Origin of the sequence: Blautia acetica (genome assembly GCF_038739805.1) — a bacterium.
GTDB lineage: Bacteria > Bacillota > Clostridia > Lachnospirales > Lachnospiraceae > Blautia.
Map to the genome: position 1 here is coordinate 1 of NZ_JBBEWO010000007.1, position 20,121 is coordinate 20,121.

Sequence of the window (20,121 nt, forward strand, 5' to 3'; positions counted from 1 at the left end):
TTGAGTTTGGCTTGCGACACCATTCTCAATATAACATAGGAGGTTTTTTATTGAAATCCTCACCGTTTCCACTTACACTATTCGCCCCAGCATAGCTGGGGGATTAGACTTTTCATTTAGTAGAATGCGCAGAGCATATCTGTAATGAATGTTTAGATTTTCCACAGAAATGTTTCGACTTTATCAATCAGGCATTTGACGCCAGCCACTTATCTGAGGAACACTTTTATGTCATTGCAACGGATATGAAATCAAACCCCATAGCGGTATTTGATGTAGCACATGGTTCCGTGGACGGTACCTACATACAGCCAAGGGAAATTCTCATCCGCCTGCTGCTCTGTGGCGCATCTGCTGCGATTTTAGTACACAATCATCCATCCGGCTGCCCTATTCCAAGTGAAGATGATCTGACTACTACTGCAAGATTAAAAGAGTCCTTCCAGCTAATCGGCCTAAAGCTTTTAGACCATATTGTAGTCGGAAGAGAAGATTTCTATTCCTTCCGCCAGCAGGGAATCCTTATGTAGTTGGCATAAATACACATTAATGCAGTAGTGGTAGAAGCAAGAATCCCTTTGCTTTAGCTATGGGAGTGTCAATATTTTAAATGCTATTAAAAGTCGAACGAACTTTCGCAACCGGTTACGTTTGTTCTTAAAAGAAAAGAGAGGTCTCTTGGGTATCTCTTTTCTTTGTAATCGTATAATAAAGGAGTAATTTATGCAGTATTTAAAACAAAATAGAAACTTTCTTTTAAAAACAGCTGGACTTATAGGACTATTCCTGTTTTGCCTATTTTTGCGTATGCAGATTTTTATCCTGGCGTATGTTCCATCTGAAAGCATGGTTCCAACCTTGCAGAAAGGAGACTTTCTCTTTGCAACAAAATATGATAAAGCAGATCTTGAACGGTATGATGTGGTGTTATTTGATTTTCCGGATAATGAACGTTTGTGTTTTGTAAAACGTATCATCGGACTGCCAGGAGATACGATAGAGATAAAAAATGGAAAAGTTTATGCAAACGGAACCTTATGCTGTGACGATTTTACAGCGGAACTATCCTGCGATGATGGAATATACCAGGTGCCGAAAGGATGCTATTTCATGATGGGAGATAACCGGAATCATTCCCATGACAGCCGGTTTTGGAAACATCCATTTGTAAAACAGAGCCAGATACGTGGAAAAGTAAAATACGTTCTCTTCCCATTTTCAAATACCAGAGCGATATCATAAAAGAAAAGAGATATTTCTCCCATATTATGGTTAACAATTATTACGACTAAGGGAGGAATTAATAATGGCAAAAATTTTAAATGATAGCAGATTAACTGTGAATGAAGCTGCGTTACTCTATTGTATTCTTGGCTCTCCAGACCCAAAGGATAAGAAAAAAAGGATTTATCCTACTATTAAAGAATCCATTAATTATATGATTGGCGGATACACTGCTGATTCAGAAGAAAAACGATTGGAGACTATAGCATCCGTGACATCGGAACAAATGACTTTATTCTAAAAATTTGCCGAAAAGAGATACCTTTATGGTGTCTCTTTTTCTTGCCCCAAAATCAGAATTTTTTTCTTTTTTACTATGATTTAAAAAAAGGAGGTCTATCGATGGCGAGAAAATTTAAAAAAATGACGAGAGTAAAAGTTAAAAAAACGGCTGCTACTTATGATTACACGCTTTACACGGATGGAGGATGTATCTTTAACCCGGGCGGGCCCGGTGGCTGCGCTGCCGTCTTGTTGGATAAAACAAAGAATGTTCGAGAATTTTACCAAGGTTATCAGGCTACCACAAACAATCGCATGGAAATCATGGCTGTCATCCTGGGACTGAAATGGGTTCCAATAGGCAGCAGTGTTCTGATTTACTCAGATTCCCAATATGTGGTCAATACCATGAATGGTAAATTCTCGAAAAAGAAAAATTATGATTTGTGGAAAAAACTGGAAGAAGATTCCAAAGATAAAAACCTGGATGTCCGATGGGTTAGAGGGCATAATGGTAATCATTACAACGAACGGTGCGACCAGCTTTGCAGTATCGCGATGCAAGGTTTAAAACTTTCAAAAGATACCGGCTACCAGGATAAAACAACCAGTAGAAAAACTGGCGCAATGGGTGTTGTTTTTACACTTCCAAAAGAATATAAAGACGAAGAAATGGTTCCTCTTTCCCCTAAAGAGTATTGTGAAATTTATCATGTAAACATGGAGTGTGGCAAAGCATTGGCAGCTTTTTGTCAGAAACCTAATCACACATTTGAGGATTATCTGAATCTAAAGACCGGAGGCCTGGATGCGTATTCCCGAATATCGAAAGATTCTATTTTAAACCAAACAGAACTAAGTCCAGAAGCATTAAATACAATTAAACAGGTACTCCCAACTATGCATGGACAAATGTGCTGCCTGCGTTGGTATATGCGTGGATTGCCACTTGCTGATTGTATTCGAAAGGCATTAGTAAATCAAGAAGTACAAGAAAATAAGAAGAAAAAGTAGCTTTTTTCAAAAAGCTTTTTAACAAAAATATGTTCAATACATTTTTTCTCCCATATTGCATAGGAAGACAAATAAATAAAGAAAGAGGATGATAACTATACTAAAAGAACTGCGAGAAGAAAGGCTTCTGCTCACTCTAGACGAAGTCAGTAAACTACTTCATATCTCTTATGGAAAAGCCAGAGAATTCACATTCGAACAGAATATGCAAGTCCATATTGGGAGAAGAACACTGGTGCATAGAAAGAAATTAGAACAATGGGTCGATAATCAAGTCAAATAAGAAAGGATACAGATATACTCGGTTTTATCTTGAATAATATCCACAAATTTGATAAGATTATAATCGAATATGATAAGTATCCTTATTTCTTGAAGAAACACGCACGGAAATAAGGAGGCTATAATATGGGAAAAAATTTAAAAGGAAAAAGCATAGGGCGTGGCATCTGTCAGCGCAAGGACGGCATTTATCAAGCAAAAATCTATATGAAAGGGAGTCCAAAGCCTACCTATCTTTATGATTCCAATTTGAATAATCTGAGAATAAAAAAGAGACATTTGGAATTCATCAAGAATCAGAACCTTTCCTCAAAGCATGCTCTTATGATACTTGACGACTGGTTTGAACATTGGATGGAAACAGTTTGTTCTGTAAAGCTAAAGAACACGACAATCCGAAATTATTATGACAATTACAACAGGGTCAAAGGAAATCTCGGACATATAAAACTGATTAATCTCAACCAGATTAGTATCCAGAGTGCAGTCAATGAGCTGTCTGAAAGCTATAAGAGAACCACCGTAAAAAGCACTTTAAACGTACTTAACGCCTGCTTGGAATATGCAACAAACAATCTCGTAATCGCACATAATCCGTGCAAGGGTGTGATTTTGGGTGAACGTTTGAAAGATTTTATTCCAAAGGAAAAGAAAGAAGATTTGAAGTATATCAATAAAGAGCGCTTAGATTTGTTCTTTGATGTTGCAAAGAATTCTCGTTCATCAGCATATTTTTATATTCTGTTGCACACGGGACTCCGTGTTGGAGAACTGTGTGCCTTACAGTGGAAAGACGTTGACTTTGCAAAACGAGAACTTCATATCTACAAGACTATCAATCGAACGGAGTGTTACTTTGACGAATACGGAAAAAAGCTGGAGAAACCCATCTCAAGTATTCAGATTACTACGCCAAAAAGAGAAGCGAGCAATCGAATCGTTCCTATGACCGAAGGTGTTGTGAATGCGTTCCAGACCATAAAGAAATATCAAAAGCAGGACAAAAAAGAAAACAAAAATTGGGGAACATCTAATGGGTTCCTAAAAAAATACCCCGATTTAGTTATGACGACTAAAGAAGGGAACTGTTTTTTACCAAATTACGTCGAAAAAGAATGCAAACGGTTGGTGAGCATTCTAAACAAAAAGCAGCAGCAAATAGCAGAAAGCGAAGGCCGGCCATACACACTGATTAAGATTCATCCGCATATGTTCCGCCATACCTTCGTTACTAACTGTTATCAGCAAAAACTGGATTCCAGAATCCTGCTTGATATTGTCGGGCATCGAAACTTGAAAATGACAGCTCTCTATACCCACCCAGAAAAAGAATTCATGCACAGTGAGTTCGAAAAATACAAAAGTGTGATTTAAAGAATACCGTATAATTATTCAAGAGAAATGCATATTATTCATGCATGAAAATGCCAGTATTTCCGCTGATATGAAAAAGGGTGTAAAAAGGGTGTAGTAAACAAATCGAAACGTCCAGAAATGCTTTAAATAAAGGGAAAAATGAAGATTACTAATACATTATCACCGATGATGCAGCATTATGTAAAGACAAAAGAAGAGTACAGCGACTGTATTTTATTTTACCGTTTAGGTGATTTTTATGAAATGTTCTTTGAGGACGCACAGACAGTTTCAAAGGAACTGGAGCTGACTTTAACAGGAAAAGACTGTGGTATGGCAGAAAGGGCGCCCATGTGCGGTGTCCCTTTTCACGCCGCAGAGGTTTACATCAACCGTCTGATTAGCAAGGGGTACAAAGTGGCTGTCTGCGAACAGGTAGAAGACCCCAAACAGGCCAAAGGTATTGTAAAAAGAGAAGTTATCCGCGTAGTGACACCGGGAACTACCTTAAACACCCAGGCGCTGGACGAAACAAAGAACAATTATATTATGTCTGTGGTATATCTTTCCAACCGCTTTGGCATTGCCATTGCTGATGTTACCACAGGCGATTTTATGGTGACGGAAGTGGAAAATATCCGCAAGCTGCTGGACGAAATCTACAAATTTTCTCCTGCTGAACTTTTATGCAACGAGGCATTCTGCATGTGCGGCGCCGATATGGACGAACTGAGAAACCGTCTGCACATTTCCGTATCCACACTGGAAAACTGGTATTTTGATGACGAGCTGTGCGCCCGCACTTTAAAGGAGCATTTTCATGTGGGAACTCTGGAAGGGCTGGGTCTGAAGGATTATGCCTGCGCCGTGATTGCGGCAGGGGCGCTTTTTTCCTATTTGCTGGAGACTCAGAAAACTTCACTGGAACACATGCGGGCTATTACCCCCTACATTACCGATAAGTATATGCTCATTGACAGTTCCACCAGACGTAATCTGGAACTGACAGAAACCATGCGGGAAAAAGGCAAGAGGGGTTCTCTTCTCTGGGTTCTGGACAAGACAAAAACTGCCATGGGGGCCCGTATGCTCCGAACCTTTTTGGAACAGCCTCTGATTGATAAGGACGAAATCAACGGACGGCTGGATGCCGTCGAAGAAATCAACCGGCATGAAATGGATCGGGAAGAACTGCGGGAATATCTGAATCCCGTGTATGACATGGAACGATTAGTCAGCCGTGTCAGCTACCAGTCCGCCAATCCCAGAGATATGATTTCATTTAAAACCTCCGTTGGCATGATTCCCCATATCAAAAAGCTGTTAGAACCTTTTACTTGCGGGGAATTAAAAAAAGTTTATGAAGAAATGGATGATTTGAAGGATTTGTACGACCTTCTGGATATTTCCATTGTGGAAGACCCGCCTCTGGCTATGAAAGAGGGCGGTATTATTAAAGAAGGATATCAGGAACAGATTGACCATTTCCGTGAGGCCAAAACCAAAGGAAAAACCTGGCTGGCGGAATTGGAAGCTTCCGAAAAAGAGAAGACCGGAATCCGCACCTTAAAAGTAAAATACAACAAAGTGTTCGGCTATTATCTGGAAGTTACCAATTCTTTTAAAGATATGGTGCCGGATTATTATACCAGAAAACAGACGCTGACCAACGCGGAACGATATATTACCCCTCGTTTGAAAGAACTGGAGGATATGATTTTAGGCGCAGAAGACAAGCTGTATGCTCTGGAATACGACGAATTTGTGAAAGTCCGCAATCAGGTAGCAGCTCAGGTAGAACGGATTCAACGGACAGCCAAGGCCATTGCCCGGCTGGACACCTATCTTTCTCTTGCCCTTGTGGCCTCCCACAATCAGTTTGTGCGGCCGAAAATCAACACAAAAGGGGTCATTGACATCAAAAACGGACGGCATCCAGTTGTGGAAAAAATGATTTCCAATGATATGTTTATTCCCAATGACACTTATCTGGACAATGGCAAAAACCGGATTTCTGTCATTACCGGCCCGAATATGGCTGGAAAATCCACCTATATGCGGCAGTCTGCCCTGATTGTACTTATGGCGCAGATTGGCTCCTTTGTCCCGGCAGATAAGGCAAATATCGGGATTGTAGACCGGATTTTCACTCGTGTTGGAGCTTCCGATGATTTAGCCAGCGGTCAGAGTACCTTTATGGTAGAGATGACGGAGGTCGCTAATATTCTCAGAAACGCCACCTCCAAGAGTCTTCTGATTCTGGACGAAATCGGCAGAGGAACCAGTACCTTCGACGGCCTGTCCATTGCCTGGGCAGTGATTGAGCATATCAGCAATACAAGGCTTTTAGGCGCCAAAACCCTGTTTGCCACCCATTATCACGAACTCACCGAACTGGAAGGCAAACTGGCGGGAGTGAACAATTACTGCATTGCCGTGAAAGAACGGGGAGATGATATTGTCTTTCTACGGAAAATTGTAAAAGGCGGAGCAGACAAAAGCTATGGTATCCAGGTAGCCAAGCTGGCCGGAGTTCCCGACACGGTTATTGACCGGGCAAAGGAGCTGGTGGAGGAACTGGTCAGCGCAGATATTACGGCTACGGTAAAAAATATTGCCTCAGAAAACAGAAAACCAAAGACGAAGCCGGCGGTACACTATGATGAAGTGGATATGGAGCAGATTTCCCTTTTCGACACCGTAAAAGACGACGATGTTCTGGAAGAATTAAAATCCATCCAGGTGGACGAACTGCGGCCCGTAGACGCTCTCAACATTCTATACCGGCTTCAGAACAAGCTGAAGAACAGATGGTGATAAAAAGTGAGAAAAATTGCGGTCTTAGACCAGAATACGATTGATAAAATTGCGGCAGGGGAAGTGGTAGAGCGCCCTGCCTCTGTGGTAAAGGAACTGGTAGAAAATGCTGTGGATGCAGGAGCTACTGCCATTACTGTAGAAATAAAGGAAGGCGGGATTTCCTTTATCCGCGTAACAGACAACGGCGGAGGCATTGAAAAAGAGCAGGTGCCTCTGGCCTTTCTGCGTCATGCCACCAGCAAAATTGAAAAGGTAGAGGATTTGCTGCAGATTTCTTCTCTGGGCTTTCGCGGAGAGGCACTGTCCAGTATTTCTGCGGTCTCCCAGATGGAAGTCATTACCAAAACCCCGGAAGCCCTGACGGGTGTGCACTATGTCATTGAGGGCGGAAGAGAAAAGGCACTGGAAGAAGTGGGGGCGCCAAACGGCACCACCATGCTGGTGCGAAACCTGTTTTTCAATACTCCGGCCCGAGGAAAATTCTTAAAAACCGCCATGACAGAGACGGGATACGTCAGCGGTTACATGGAACAGCTTGCCCTGTCCCATCAGGATATTTCTTTTAAATACATGGTAAACGGTCAGACCAAGCTGCATACCTCCGGCAATTCCAATCTAAAAGATGTGATTTACGGCATTTACGGCAGAGACATTACCAGAGAACTGGTGCCGGTTGCTTTTGAAAAACCCGGTATTTCGATTGAGGGTTTTATCGGGAAACCCGTGATTGCCCGGGGAAACCGGAATTTTGAAAATTATTACATCAACGGCAGATATGTAAAGAGCAAAATTTTGATGAAAGCCATTGAAGAGGCCTACAAGCCCTATATGATGCAGCATAAATATCCTTTTGTGTGCCTGCACTATGACATAGAAGGAGAGGAGATTGACGTCAATGTCCATCCCACGAAAATGGAAGTGCGCTTCCAGAATCAGGGGGCCGTCTACAATGCCACTTATGATATGATTACCGCCGCTTTGTCCCACCGGGAAATGATACCGGAGGTGGAACTGGAAAAGCGAACCGAACCGAAACAAGAAAAAACAGCTCCGCCGGAGCCTTTTGAAACCGGATATAAACAGCAGGCAAAGAAATGGGAGAGCAGCATAAAAGAAGCAAAGACCCCTTACGTGGCAGCCGATTTAAAGCCAGCCATCCAAAAGCCTTCCATACCGGTTCCTTCTGTGCCTCAAACAGGACTTCAACCGGCCATGGCAGAGCCGGCACGGAAAGCAGCCACGGTAAAAAGCGAACTGCCAGGCAGTGTACGTCCCCAGACAGAAGTACACACACCCACGGTTTCTGAAAAACCATCTGTTTCTCCCGAAAAGCCTGTCCAGATGGAGCTTTTTGACGACCGGCTTTTATCCAAAAAAGCACGGCTTCACCACCGGATTATTGGGCAGCTTTTTGAAACTTACTGGCTGGTGGAATATGACAATAAATTTTATATCATTGACCAGCATGCAGCTCATGAAAAAGTTTTATACGAGCGTTTCATGAAAGAATTTGCCAACCGGGAAATTGTAACGCAGATGGTTTCGCCGCCCCAGGTGATTTCTCTGAATCTCCAGGAAGACCTGCTTTTGAAAACCCACATGGAACTTTTTAAAAGATTCGGTTTTGAAATCTCGGAATTCGGCGGCAGAGAATACAGTATCCACGGCGTACCCGCCAATCTTTACGGCATTTCCGTCCAGAATTTCTTTGTAGAACTTCTGGACAGCCTGGAAAACGAAAATGCCAGGCAGCCGCTGGATATTCTCACCGGACGCATTGCAACCGCTGCATGCAAAGCTGCGGTAAAGGGAAACAACACCCTGTCTGTGCAGGAAGCAGACAAACTCATTGACGAACTTTTAGGACTGGACAATCCATATCACTGTCCTCATGGAAGACCCACCATTATCTCCATGACCAAATACGAACTGGAAAAGAAATTCAAACGGATTGTGTAGGTGAATATTTTGAAAAAACCTTTGATTGTACTGACAGGTCCCACGGCCGTGGGAAAGACCAGGCTTTCCATCGCCCTTGCAAAGGCCGTGGACGGTGAAATTATCTCTGCGGACTCCATGCAGGTGTACAAATATATGGACATTGGCTCTGCAAAGATTACAAAAGAAGAGATGGAAGGCGTCCCCCACTACCTCATTGATGTGCTGGACCCAAAAGAAGAGTTTCATGTAGTCCGTTTTCAGGAAATGGCAAAAAAGGCCATGGCAAAAATCTATGCCAAGGGAAAAATCCCTATTCTGACAGGCGGCACGGGCTTCTATATCCAAGCCGTGGTAAAAGACATTGATTTTTCTGAAAACACGGAAAAATCCACGGTGCGGGAAAAACTGGAAAAACTGGCCGAAGAAAAGGGCAGCGAATTTCTCCATGCCAGATTACAGGAAGCAGACCCGGCTTCTGCCCAGAAAATTCATGCCAACAACGTAAAGCGTGTTATCCGCGCTTTGGAATACTATGAACTGACCGGAGAGCGCATCTCTGAGCACAACCTTCGGGAGGCAGAAAAAGAGTCGCCCTATAACACGGCATACTTTGTGTTGAACGATGTGCGGGAACGGCTTTACAAACGCATTGACAGCCGGGTAGACGAAATGTTAAAGCAAGGTCTGGTAGAAGAAGTCCGAAAGCTGGCAGACATGGGATACACCAAAGATATGGTTTCCATGCAGGGCCTTGGCTATAAGGAAATCCTGTCTTATTTTGACCACACCTGTTCCCTGGATGAGGCGGTCTATATTTTGAAACGAGACACCCGGCACTTTGCCAAGCGGCAAATTACCTGGTTTAAGCGTGAAAAGGATGTTATCTGGATAAACAAAAATGAATTCGCATACAAGGAAGAAGACATCCTGAATGATATATTGGAAAACTGTGAGAAAAGAGGAATCATACCATGCAGGAAATGAATGAAATGTACCAGCAGCTTGGTATCAGCCAGGCGGTACTGAATTTTGGAAATAAAATAGAGGCAGGTTTAAAAGAGCGTTTCACTGCCATTGATGAAAATGCAGAATACAACCAGTTAAAGGTGCTGCATGCCATGCAGAAAAATAAAGTCAGCGAAGCCTGCCTGTATTCGTCCACCGGATATGGCTATAACGATATTGGGCGAGATACCTTAGAAGAGGTCTATGCCAGCGCCTTCCACACCGAAGCAGCTCTGGTGCGTCCCCTTTTAGCCTGCGGCACCCATGCCCTGGCTGTGGCTCTGGCAGGAAATCTCCGTCCCGGAGACGAACTCCTTTCCCCTGTGGGAAAACCTTACGATACCCTGGAGGAGGTTATCGGTATCCGTCCCTCCAAAGGCTCTCTGGCTGAATACGGCGTGACTTACCGTCAGGTAGAACTTTTAGAAGACGGCAGTTTTGACTACGAAGGCATCCGAAATGCCATTACAGAAAAGACAAAAATGGTGGAAATTCAGCGTTCCAAGGGCTATCTTACCCGCCCCACTTTTTCTGTCAGCCAGATTGGGGATTTGATTGCCTTTATCAAGGGTATTAAGCCGGACATCATTTGTATGGTAGACAACTGCTATGGAGAATTTGTGGAAAAAATTGAGCCAAGTGACGTAGGCGCAGACTTAATCGTGGGCTCTCTGATAAAAAATCCCGGCGGCGGTCTTGCGCCTATCGGCGGTTACATTGCAGGAAAGAAAGAATACGTGGACAATGCGGCTTACCGCCTGACCTGTCCGGGACTCGGAAAGGAAGTGGGTGCCACTTTAGGGGTAAATCCTGCCTTCTATCAGGGCTTTTTCCTGGCTCCCACTGTAACAGCAGGGGCTTTAAAAGGCGCAATTTTCGCAGCCAACATCTACGAAAAACTGGGATTTTCGGTAACCCCAAACGGCACGGAAAGCCGTCACGATATCATTCAGGCCGTAACCTTCGGCACACCGGAGGGCGTGGTAGAATTCTGCAAGGGCATTCAGGCCGCTGCACCTGTGGACAGTTATGTAGAGCCGGAGCCATGGGCTATGCCGGGTTATGACAGCGATGTAATTATGGCTGCCGGCGCTTTTGTGCAGGGTTCTTCCATTGAACTTTCTGCAGACGGCCCCATTAAGCCGCCGTACACGGTATATTTCCAGGGCGGCCTCACCTGGTATCACGCAAAGCTGGGTATCCTTATGTCTCTGCAGAAGCTGGCAGACAAAAATCTGGTGACTCTTCCGGAAGAATAGGAGCAATATGGAAAAAAAACAAATCTGTGTCATAGGCGGAGGCGCTGCAGGCATGATGGCTGCTATTATGGCCGCCCGGGCAGGAGCCGCTGTCACACTTTTAGAGCACAATGAGAAAACAGGACGAAAACTTCTGGCCACCGGAAACGGCCGCTGCAATCTGACCAACCGTTACCAGAGCAGGGAATGCTATCACAGCCAGAAGCCTGAAACTGCATGGGGAATTTTACAGCAGTTTTCTCTGACAGACACCCTGGAGTTCTTCTCAGAAATCGGCGTTTCCGTAAAAGAAAAAAACGGTTATTTTTATCCTGCCTCCATGCAGGCCTCCAGCGTACAAGAGCTTCTGGAAATGGAAGCCCGGTATCGTAAGGTAAAAATCAAATGCCGGGAGAACGTAAAGGAAATCCGCCCGGAACAGACTGCCTCCTGCAAGCCCTCATTTCTGGTGCGTACCGAAACCTGGCAGTATAAGGCGGACGCTGTGATTCTGTCCTGCGGCTCCCGTGCTTCTCAAATAGAAGGGGCGGATGGCAGCGGCTATACCCTGGCCAAATCCCTTGGACTTTCTGTAGAGAAACCTCTGCCGGCTCTGGTTCCCCTTATGGGAAAAGAAAAATATTTTTCCAAATGGGCAGGCACCCGTATCGAGGGACGAATTTCTCTTGTGGCCGAAAAAAAAGTGCTGAACACGCAGGAAGGCGAACTGCAGCTTACGGATTACGGTATTTCCGGTATTCCGGTCTTTCAGTGCAGCGGTCTGGCTGCCAGACTGCTGGATAAGGGCATTGAGGTTACGGCTGTACTGGATTTTCTCCCTTCCTGTAATCTGGCAGAAACAGAGCAGCTTTTAAAAAGCCGCAGAAAGCAGTGCCCGTATAAGTCCACAGCGGCCCTGCTCACAGGGCTTTTCCCCAAAAAGCTCTGCGACGTGCTGATGGAGAACAAACCGGAAATCCCCGCTCTTGCGGCAAGGATAAAAGAATTTCCTATAAAAATAAAGAAAACCAAACCTTTTAAAAACGCCCAGGTCTGTACCGGAGGAGTTTCTCTTACGGAAGTCCATCCGCACACTCTGGAGAGCCGGAAAGTGCCGGGACTGTATCTGGCCGGAGAACTGCTGGACACAGACGGTATCTGCGGCGGCTATAATCTTCAGTGGGCATGGACCACCGGCGCCCTTGCAGGAAAGGAGGCAGCCAAATGCTGAATATCTGTCAGATAAAACTTCCCGTTACCCATACGCAGGAAGAACTGGAAAAGAAAATACTCTCTGTTCTGCGAATTTCCAGAGAAGAACTGCTTTCCTGGAACATTGCCAGACAATCTCTGGACGCCAGGAAAAAGCCGGAACTTTTCTTTGTCTATACTGTGGAGGTGTCCGTAAAAAAAGAAGCCAAAGTGCTGAAAAAAGTCCGTTCCAAAAACGTCAGTCTGTTGACTCCTAAGAAATTCACTTATCTTCGCATCAAGGAAGAAACCAACAGCCGCCCCGTCATCGTAGGAAGCGGCCCCTCCGGGCTGTTCTGTGCCTACTATCTGGTGAAAGCAGGCTTAAAACCCCTGGTTCTAGAGCGGGGAGAAGACGCAGATAACCGTCTGCGGACTGTGGAAGATTTCTGGAAGACCGGCCGGTTAAATCCGGAATCCAATGTGCAGTTCGGAGAGGGCGGGGCAGGAACTTTTTCCGACGGAAAGCTGAACACGCTGGTAAAAGATCCCATAGGCCGGAACCGGGAGGTCCTGAAAATTTTCGTAGAGGCCGGAGGGCCAAAGGAAATTCTCTACCAGCAGAAGCCTCATCTGGGCACTGACGCTCTGATAAATATCGTAAAAAATATCCGTCATTTTATTGAACAGGCCGGCGGGGAAATCCGCTTTTCCTCTAAAATGACAGATTTGCATATAGAAAACGGCAGAATTGCTTCTGTTACAGTAAACCATACCCAAAAGATTCCCACCAATACCCTGGTACTGGCTGTGGGACACAGCGCCAGAGATACGTTTGCCCTTTTGAAAGAAAAGGGGATACACATGGAGCCAAAATCTTTCGCTGTAGGCCTGCGGGCAGAGCACCCGCAAAGTCTGATTAACCAGTATCAGTACGGACAGGAACAGGCAGCGCAGCTTGGGGCAGCCAGCTATAAACTGACCCACAGGGGAACCAATGGAAGAGGGGTATACAGCTTTTGTATGTGCCCCGGCGGTTATGTAGTCAACGCTTCCTCCGAAGAGGGACGACTTGCAGTAAACGGTATGAGTTACCAGGACCGCGGCTCAAAAAATGCCAACAGTGCCCTGATTGTAACCGTAACTCCGGAAGATTTCTCGGGGGATGACGTGCTTTCCGGAATGGAATTTCAGCGGCGATTAGAAGAGAAAGCATACGAATTGGGACAGGGCAAAATTCCGGTGCAAAAATACGGTGACTTCTGTCAAAATCAGACCTCTGACAACTTCGGAGAAGTCACCCCCTGTATGAAGGGCGGATATACTTTTGCCAATCTGAGAGATTTGATGCCGGAATTTTTAAATGAAGCCCTTATGGAAGGCATACAGGCATTTGAACAGATTATCCCTGGATTTTCCCGTGCCGATATGGTGCTTTCCGGTATCGAAAGCAGAACCTCCTCCCCGGTGCGTATTTGCAGAGATAAACATTTTCACAGCTCCGTATCCGGCCTTTATCCCTGTGGAGAGGGTGCCGGATACGCCGGAGGAATCACCTCGGCAGCCATGGACGGATTGAAAATCGGTGAGGCAATTATGAAAAATCTCATAAATTTTTCGTAAGGCATATACATCGTTTTTAATCTGTGCTACAATGAATCTGCGAAAACCCTATGCGAAAAAATATGCCAAAGAAATCGCAATATAGAGTATGGCAGAATTTAAAAACATGAAACAGATACCAAAGGACGAGCGCCCGTACGAAAAATGTGTCCGGCTGGGCGCCCAGTCCCTTACTGATGCAGAGCTTCTTGCCGTCCTTTTAAGAACCGGTACGGTAGGCAGCCCTTCTGTGCATATGGCGGAAGAAATTCTCAGTCTTTCCAAAGACAGAAAGGGGCTTCTGGGACTTCACACTTTAAGCCTTGCACAATTAAAATCCGTAAAAGGTATCGGAACAGTAAAAGCAATACAGATAAAATGCATCGGAGAGCTTTCCAAACGCATTGCTCAGACAACAGCCAGGAAAGGGCTTCAGTTTACCCAGCCCGGAACCATTGCGGATTATTACATGGAGCGGCTGCGCCACAAGGAACAGGAGGAGCTTATCTGTATGATGCTGGACACTAAAAATCATTTGCTGGGGGAGGAAATGATTTTCAAAGGAACTGTGAACGGTTCTTTCGTCAGCCCAAGAGAGATATTCCTGACCGCCATGTCTTATCATGCCGTGGGAATTCTTCTTGTACATAACCATCCCAGCGGAGACCCTACTCCCAGTCAGGCTGATTTGGACGTTACACAGCGTATTGCAGAAGCAGGAGAACTCCTTGGAATTCCGCTTCTGGACCACATTATTATTGGGGACTGCAAATATCTGAGTTTTCGCCAGCAGGGGATTTTTTAAATGTTAAAAAGTTAAAGGGGACAAGTTTACATGCCATTGCATAAAACGTTTGGAGTAGACCTGGGAACCAGTACGGTGAAAATCTATTCACAGGACCAGGATACTATTTTAACGGAGAAAAACATGATAGCCATTCGCAACCAGAAGCAGATTCTGGCAGTCGGAAATGAGGCATATGGGATTTTTGAAAAGAATCCGTCTAATGTATCTGTAATTTCGCCCATGGCTTATGGAAAAATTGCAGATGTCAATCACACAGAGATGGTTTTACAGGCTTTACTGGATAAGATAAATGCCGGCAGTGTCTTCAGCAACAGTTTATATCTGGCAGTTCCTTCGGATTTGTCGGAAATTGAACAGCGGGCCTATTACACCATTGGAAATTCCAACCGAAAGAACAAAATATATATGGTCAACAAAACCATCGCCGATGCGGTGGCCCTTGGGATTCCCATTAATCATACAAAAGGAAGCATGATTGTCAATATCGGGGCACAAAGTACGGAAATCTCTGTCATTGAACAGGGAAGAGTGGTTTTGAGCAAAATTGTGGAAATCGGGGGCAAACAGCTGAACGAAGCCATTGTCAACGAGGTTCGCAAACAGCACAACCTCTATATCGGAAACCGGACCGCCAGAAGACTGAAGTTCTCTCTGGCCTATTTAAAAGAAGATATCCGGGAGGCCAGAAAAATTGTGGGGATCGACAGTTTAAGCGGTCTGCCCCGGGAAGGGATTGTGCCCTCTGATATGATATACGAAACAATTTTAGGCCCTATTCGGTCTATCTGCGAAGAAATTCAGTTTTTCCTGGAAAGAACACCTCCGCAGATGTATCAGAATATTCAGGACCAGGGAATCTTTCTGGCGGGAGGATGTGCCAGAATCCCTGATATGGACTGGTTCTTGAGCCAGGCCACCGGGCAAAAAGTACGATTATCGGGATATTATGAACTTTGCACCATATATGGGCTGAAAGAAATTATTGGAAACCGCACCCTTTGGAAATGGGTCAGGTAGCCGGAAAGAAAAGCTGAGGTTTTGAGAATGAAGAAAAAGCATAATTGGACGATTAAAAGCAAGCATGTGCTTGCGGCCATGGTTCTGGGCTGTGTCGGTCTGATGATTTTCGCCGCTGCTGCGAAATTTCCCATTGAACCGGTGAGAAATACAGCGGGGTATATCATTGTACCATTCCAGAAAGGCATCAATAAAGTGGGCGCTGTTCTTGACGATGCCACCGCAGGCTTTCAGAATAAGCAGGCGCTTGTAAAAGAAAATAAAAAACTTCAGGAAAAAGTCGATGAACTGACTGCAGAAAACAGCCGCCTGACCCAGGGGCTTACAGAATTGGAACGCCTGCAGGAATTATACAAGCTGGATCAGGATTACAGTCAGTACGATAAGGTGGCAGCTAATGTTATCTCTAAAGATACAGGCAACTGGTTTAACAGCTTTACCATCAACAAGGGTACGGATGACGGCATCCAGAAGGACTGCAACGTCATCGCCGGCAGCGGACTGGTAGGCATTGTCACGGAAGTGGGCAAAAACTGGGCTACGGTCCGTTCTATTATTGACGACACCAGCAATGTCAGTGCCATGACCATGAGCACTTCTGACCGCTGTATTGTGGCGGGAGATTTGCGTCTGATTGACGAAGGCAAGCTGCAGTTTATCCACTTAAAAGACGAAGATGACAAAATCCAGGAGGGCGAAAAGATTGTCACCTCCGATGTCAGCGATAAATTCCTGAAAGGAATTCTCATCGGTTATGTCAGCGAAATAAAAGAGGACCCCAACAATCTGACAAAGACAGGAACTCTGACACCGGCTGTAGATTTTGAACATTTAAGCGAGGTACTGGTAATCAAAGAACTGAAACAGCAGAAAGGGGATTCCTGATGCGGATAAAGAGAAGAGCCGTACAAGGCCTGGTGATTCTGGTGTGCTTTATTCTCCAGAGCACCGTATTTCAAAGTCTTTCCATTGGCTCTATTGTGCCGAATCTCCTGTTGATTGTCACAGTATCCTTTGGATTTATGCGTGGAAAGCTTTCGGGACTTTGGACCGGACTTTTCTGCGGACTTTTAAAAGATGTTTTCTATGGAAATCTACTGGGCTTTTATGCCCTGATTTATCTGTGTATTGGATATGTGGCAGGATGCTGCTGCAAAATTTTCTACGATGAGGAAATCCGTGTCCCCTTGTTTCTGGTGGCGGCAGGAGATATCCTCTACGGAATTCTGGTATACGGAATGCAGTTTCTCATGCGGGGAAGACTGCAGATTTTTTACTATTTCGGACGCATTATGATTCCCGAAATGATTTATACTGTGTTAGTTACTGTCATTCTTTACAAACTTTTGTTCAAACTGAACAGGAAGCTAAGCGAACTGGAAATGAAAGAGAGAGATTCCATTTGGTTAAGAAAATAAAAAAATTCATCAAAAAAATCGGACTGAAAAGAACAACCGTTGTTATTCTCGTATTCTGCGCCATGTTTGCAGTGCTGATTCAGCGGCTTTTTTCCCTGCAGATTCTTCATGGAGAGGAATACGCGGAAAATTTCAATCTGAGTATCACAAAAGAACGAACTTTAAAAGGAACCCGCGGCAATATTCTGGACAGAAACGGCAAGCCTCTGGCTTACAACCAACTGTCTTATTCCGTCATTTTAGAGGACAACGGAACTTATGACTCCACCAGAGAGAAAAATCTGACCTTGAACTATGTGGCCTATGAACTCTTAAACATTCTGAAGTCCCACAATGAGAGTACAGATATTACTTTTCACATTGTATTGGACGAAGATGGAAAATATGCCTTTGATGCCACAGGTTTTACCTTGAACCGTTTCAAAGCAGACGTATACGGAAAAGCGAAGATTGAAGATTTGAAAAAGAAACAGCTCAATGCCACTGCTGATGAAATCATGGAGTATCTGGCAGGAGAGGAGCGTTTCGGACTGGTAAACAAGGAAAAACCTTATACAAAAAAAGAACTGGAGTCCTATGGGCTGCCGGAAAGCTTTACGCCGGAGGAAACGTTAGAGCTGGTAAAAATACGCTATATTTTATCCACCAACAGCTTTAAAAAATATGTGCCCGTTACCATTGCCACCAATGTCAGTGAAGAGACTGTGGCGGAAATTATGGAGCGCAAGGACAAACTGCAGGGCGTGGATATTACAGAGGATTCTATCCGTGTCTACGACGAGGCAGAAAGTTTTGCCTCCATTATCGGCTATACAGGAAAAGCCGACTCAGAAGAACTGGAAAGCCTCCGCGACCAGGGCTATGATTATTCCACCGACGCTGTGGTAGGTAAAGCCGGCATAGAAAAGGAAATGGAAACCAAACTGCAGGGAAAAGACGGCTCAGAAACTGTCTTTGTGGATACTATGGGAAAAGTTCTGAAAATTGAAAGCGATTCCAGAAAAGAGCCGGAGTCCGGCAATGATGTGTACCTGACTCTGGACAAGGATTTGCAGCGTATCACCTACGATATCCTGGAACAGAAAATTGCCGGAATTTTAGTAGCCAACATTATCAACGCCAAGGAATTTAAAGTAGAAGACGGCATGGATACGGCAGCTATTAAAACGCCTATTTATGATGTATACAATGCCCTGATAAACAATAGTGTTCTGGACATCTCACATTTCAAAGAGGACGATGCCACAGAACTGGAAAAAGAAGTATACGAACGATTTCAGCAAAAGCAGTCTGAGGTTTTTGCCCAGGTAAAAGAAGAGCTGACCAAGGAAAATCCCGCGGCTTATAAAGACTTGTCCGAAGAAATGCAGGAATACCAGAGCTACATTGTGAATGATTTCCTTATGAATAAAAAGGGTATTTTATCCAAAGATTCTATTGATTCCTCTGATTCCGTCTACAAAGCCTGGACCAAGGAAGAATCTATCAGTTTAAAGGAATTTCTGACTTATGCAGCTGGAAAGAATTGGATTGATATTTCCCAATTTTCCTCTGAGGACGAATACCTGGATTCCAATGAGGTATATACCGCACTGGCTGATTATCTGACCGAATCCCTGGCTGATGATGAGGGATTTTCCAAAATCCTGTATAAATATATGCTGCATGAAGACACCATCTCCGGTGCCCAGCTTTGTATGCTCTTGTACGACCAGAATGTTCTGGAAAAAGATGATGCCACATATCAGGCTTTAAAATCCGGTTCTATGAGAGCCTATGATTTTATGATAAACAAAATCCGTAATCTGGAAATCACACCGGCCCAGCTGGCTTTGGACCCCTGCTCCGGTTCCGTGGTTATTACAGATGTCAACACAGGCGAAACTCTGGCCTGTGTGACCTATCCTGGATATGACAACAACCGGCTTGCCAACAACATGGACACCGAATATTTTGCCAAGCTGTCCCAGGATTTATCCGGTCCTTTCTATAACAAGGCCACCCAGCAGCTCACAGCTCCAGGTTCTACCTTTAAAGTAGTTACTGTTGTGGCTGGTATGGAAGAGGGAATTGTAAATGACAGTTACGGTGCTGTCTGTACCGGCCAGTTCGATAAAGTTGCCAATGCACCCTGGTGCTGGCTGCATTCCGGTCATGGTTATATGAACGCGGTTTCCGGTATCACCAATTCCTGTAACGTATTTATGAACCAGGTAGCTTATGATTTGGGTACAGATGCGGACGGAAAATATTCCGACTCTCTGGGTGTGGAAAAACTGATGAAATACGCCAATTTATTCCGTCTGAACGAAAAGTCAGGTCTGGAAATTACGGAAGTATCACCGAAAATGTCTACTTCCGATGCGCTGAGAACTTCTATCGGACAGAGCGATTTGTCTGTTACGACTTCTCAGCTCGCCAGATATGTGACTACTATTGCGAGCCGGGGCACCAGCTATCAGCTGTCCCTTCTTGATAAAGTAACTGACTCCAAAGGAGAAATAATCGAAGATTACACTCCGGAAGTCAAAGGAGACATGGACGTTGCAGACCATACCTGGACTACTGTACAGAAAGGTATGAGAGGAGTTGCGAAAAATAACGCTTCTTTAAGCTCTCTCAGTGTTTCTGTTGCCGGCAAGACAGGTACTGCACAGGAAGATTTAACCCGGCCCTCCCATGCACTCTTTATGGGATTCGCACCTTATGAGAATCCGGAAGTGGGCATTGCCGTCCGCATTGGAAACGGTTATGCTTCCAGCAATGCGGTTGACGTAGCAAAAGATATCCTCCGTTATAAGTACAACCTTGCAGATGAATCTGAAATTGTCACCGGTACAGCATCTTCTGCTGACACGACAACAACACGAAACGATTAAGCTGTCAATTTGCAAAGTACACAGGAAGCAGCAAAAAGAAAATA

The 20,121-nt window shown here is 44.6% G+C and carries 16 protein-coding genes; all 16 read left to right on the forward strand.

From position 1 onward, the window contains the following. Positions 1-137: 137 nt before the first annotated feature. The 16 genes from WBS51_RS06380 (at position 138) to WBS51_RS06455 (ending at position 20,077) form a co-directional block, all read left to right on the forward strand. Positions 138-530 (forward strand): JAB domain-containing protein, encoded by a 393-nt coding sequence (locus tag WBS51_RS06380; protein ID WP_294460563.1) that lies wholly within the window; start codon positions 138-140, stop codon positions 528-530. Positions 531-723: 193 nt separating this feature from the next. After that, a complete protein-coding gene (lepB, locus tag WBS51_RS06385) occupies positions 724-1,242 on the forward strand; it encodes a signal peptidase I (RefSeq protein ID WP_294460403.1) in 519 nt (172 codons plus the stop codon). A 64-nt stretch (positions 1,243-1,306) separates the two neighbouring features. After that, entirely contained in the window at positions 1,307-1,525 is a 219-nt protein-coding gene (locus WBS51_RS06390; protein ID WP_294460406.1) for a hypothetical protein, read from the forward strand. Between the two features lie 101 nt (positions 1,526-1,626). Beyond that, positions 1,627-2,520 carry a ribonuclease H family protein gene (locus WBS51_RS06395; protein ID WP_294460409.1) on the forward strand — a complete coding sequence of 298 codons (894 nt, stop codon included), beginning with the start codon at positions 1,627-1,629 and terminating at the stop codon, positions 2,518-2,520. A gap of 408 nt (positions 2,521-2,928) precedes the next feature. Continuing rightward, a complete protein-coding gene (locus WBS51_RS06400; protein ID WP_294460412.1) occupies positions 2,929-4,176 on the forward strand; it encodes a tyrosine-type recombinase/integrase in 1,248 nt (415 codons plus the stop codon). A gap of 141 nt (positions 4,177-4,317) precedes the next feature. Further along, complete coding sequence (mutS, locus tag WBS51_RS06405) at positions 4,318-6,975, forward strand: DNA mismatch repair protein MutS (RefSeq protein WP_294460415.1); 2,658 nt, start codon at positions 4,318-4,320, stop codon at positions 6,973-6,975. Between the two features lie 6 nt (positions 6,976-6,981). Next, positions 6,982-8,937, forward strand: coding sequence for a DNA mismatch repair endonuclease MutL (gene mutL, locus WBS51_RS06410; protein WP_173750167.1), 1,956 nt, complete (start codon positions 6,982-6,984; stop codon positions 8,935-8,937). A gap of 9 nt (positions 8,938-8,946) precedes the next feature. Continuing rightward, complete coding sequence (gene miaA / locus WBS51_RS06415) at positions 8,947-9,903, forward strand: tRNA (adenosine(37)-N6)-dimethylallyltransferase MiaA (protein ID WP_173750168.1); 957 nt, start codon at positions 8,947-8,949, stop codon at positions 9,901-9,903. After that, positions 9,891-11,183: a methionine gamma-lyase family protein gene (locus WBS51_RS06420; protein WP_173750169.1), complete on the forward strand. Its 1,293-nt coding sequence runs from the start codon at positions 9,891-9,893 to the stop codon at positions 11,181-11,183. Before miaA ends, WBS51_RS06420 begins: the two co-directional genes overlap by 13 nt. Positions 11,184-11,190: 7 nt before the next feature. Continuing rightward, entirely contained in the window at positions 11,191-12,393 is a 1,203-nt protein-coding gene (locus WBS51_RS06425) for an aminoacetone oxidase family FAD-binding enzyme (protein WP_173750170.1), read from the forward strand. Next, positions 12,387-13,976 carry an NAD(P)/FAD-dependent oxidoreductase gene (locus tag WBS51_RS06430; RefSeq protein WP_294460426.1) on the forward strand — a complete coding sequence of 530 codons (1,590 nt, stop codon included), beginning with the start codon at positions 12,387-12,389 and terminating at the stop codon, positions 13,974-13,976. Before WBS51_RS06425 ends, WBS51_RS06430 begins: the two co-directional genes overlap by 7 nt. Before the next feature lie 88 nt (positions 13,977-14,064). Next, positions 14,065-14,760, forward strand: a complete 696-nt coding sequence (radC, locus tag WBS51_RS06435) for a RadC family protein (RefSeq protein WP_173750172.1) — start codon at positions 14,065-14,067, stop codon at positions 14,758-14,760. Positions 14,761-14,790: 30 nt separating this feature from the next. Beyond that, complete coding sequence (locus WBS51_RS06440; RefSeq protein ID WP_173750173.1) at positions 14,791-15,780, forward strand: rod shape-determining protein; 990 nt, start codon at positions 14,791-14,793, stop codon at positions 15,778-15,780. 27 nt (positions 15,781-15,807) lie between these two features. Further along, the gene (gene mreC / locus WBS51_RS06445) at positions 15,808-16,665 is read left to right on the forward strand and encodes a rod shape-determining protein MreC (protein WP_173750174.1); all 858 of its coding nucleotides are present in this window, start codon (positions 15,808-15,810) and stop codon (positions 16,663-16,665) included. Then, positions 16,665-17,198 (forward strand): rod shape-determining protein MreD, encoded by a 534-nt coding sequence (gene mreD / locus WBS51_RS06450; protein WP_173750175.1) that lies wholly within the window; start codon positions 16,665-16,667, stop codon positions 17,196-17,198. Before mreC ends, mreD begins: the two co-directional genes overlap by 1 nt. Continuing rightward, a complete protein-coding gene (locus tag WBS51_RS06455) occupies positions 17,183-20,077 on the forward strand; it encodes a penicillin-binding transpeptidase domain-containing protein (RefSeq protein WP_173750176.1) in 2,895 nt (964 codons plus the stop codon). Before mreD ends, WBS51_RS06455 begins: the two co-directional genes overlap by 16 nt. Positions 20,078-20,121 lie beyond the last annotated feature (44 nt).

What these genes read in the sequence shown, in the direction of transcription:
- WBS51_RS06425 (WP_173750170.1), top strand. Translation starts at nt 11,191, where the DNA reads ATGGAAAAAAAACAAATCTGTGTCATAGGCGGAGGCGCTGCAGGCATG.
- WBS51_RS06395 (WP_294460409.1), top strand. Translation starts at nt 1,627, where the DNA reads ATGGCGAGAAAATTTAAAAAAATGACGAGAGTAAAAGTTAAAAAAACG.
- lepB (WP_294460403.1), top strand. Translation starts at nt 724, where the DNA reads ATGCAGTATTTAAAACAAAATAGAAACTTTCTTTTAAAAACAGCTGGA.
- WBS51_RS06430 (WP_294460426.1), top strand. Translation starts at nt 12,387, where the DNA reads ATGCTGAATATCTGTCAGATAAAACTTCCCGTTACCCATACGCAGGAA.
- mreC (WP_173750174.1), top strand. Translation starts at nt 15,808, where the DNA reads ATGAAGAAAAAGCATAATTGGACGATTAAAAGCAAGCATGTGCTTGCG.
- WBS51_RS06440 (WP_173750173.1), top strand. Translation starts at nt 14,791, where the DNA reads ATGCCATTGCATAAAACGTTTGGAGTAGACCTGGGAACCAGTACGGTG.
- mutS (WP_294460415.1), top strand. Translation starts at nt 4,318, where the DNA reads ATGAAGATTACTAATACATTATCACCGATGATGCAGCATTATGTAAAG.
- mreD (WP_173750175.1), top strand. Translation starts at nt 16,665, where the DNA reads ATGCGGATAAAGAGAAGAGCCGTACAAGGCCTGGTGATTCTGGTGTGC.
- radC (WP_173750172.1), top strand. Translation starts at nt 14,065, where the DNA reads ATGGCAGAATTTAAAAACATGAAACAGATACCAAAGGACGAGCGCCCG.
- WBS51_RS06390 (WP_294460406.1), top strand. Translation starts at nt 1,307, where the DNA reads ATGGCAAAAATTTTAAATGATAGCAGATTAACTGTGAATGAAGCTGCG.
- WBS51_RS06400 (WP_294460412.1), top strand. Translation starts at nt 2,929, where the DNA reads ATGGGAAAAAATTTAAAAGGAAAAAGCATAGGGCGTGGCATCTGTCAG.
- WBS51_RS06420 (WP_173750169.1), top strand. Translation starts at nt 9,891, where the DNA reads ATGCAGGAAATGAATGAAATGTACCAGCAGCTTGGTATCAGCCAGGCG.